At 54.5% G+C, this 486-nt stretch carries 1 pseudogene; it reads left to right on the top strand.

The window, feature by feature from the left end:
* Positions 1-54: 54 nt before the first annotated feature.
* A pseudogene (locus EVC45_RS45155) lies at positions 55-198 on the top strand (IS6 family transposase); the annotation flags it as partial.
* Positions 199-486: the final 288 nt, after the last annotated feature.

The raw sequence follows: 486 nt of genomic DNA, 5'->3' as shown, positions 1-486 counted from the left end.
AATAGCGCTCAAGGATCGGTTAGAGTGTCGCCTTGACCGATTTGAGGAGCCGCGATGAACAAGCTGAAGAGTCTGGAGGAGTCGTTCGGTGGACGCCATTTTGATCGGGAGATCATCATTCTGTGCGTTCGCTGGTACCTGCGCTACAAGCTCAGCCTTCGCGATCTGGTTGAGATGATGGCCGAACGGGGCTTGTCGTTCAACTGATTGCGGGTTTCAAGCAGACTGACAACTGATTGCGGGTTTTCCGAAGGGGCCGAATTTGTCTGCGAGCCCCACCGACTTTGTTCGGCAGGGTCTTCAGCAGATAGGGCCTGATGGTTGTGTTGCGGGTCTGAGATAATGCCGGCATCGAGTGAATCTATTCATTTAGCATGCTCTTCAAAGAACGGTTGAAGTCTGGCGAGCCACGCAAGCGCCCGAAGCAGTGCTACGTTCCACGGAACTGGTCGCAATACAACCAGAGCCTGCGTAAGCGCGGCATGC

The organism is Paraburkholderia sp. UYCP14C (genome assembly GCF_004197395.1).
In the GTDB taxonomy this organism is placed as follows: Bacteria; Pseudomonadota; Gammaproteobacteria; order Burkholderiales; family Burkholderiaceae; genus Paraburkholderia.
This window is presented reverse-complemented; position numbering and strand designations above follow the sequence as displayed.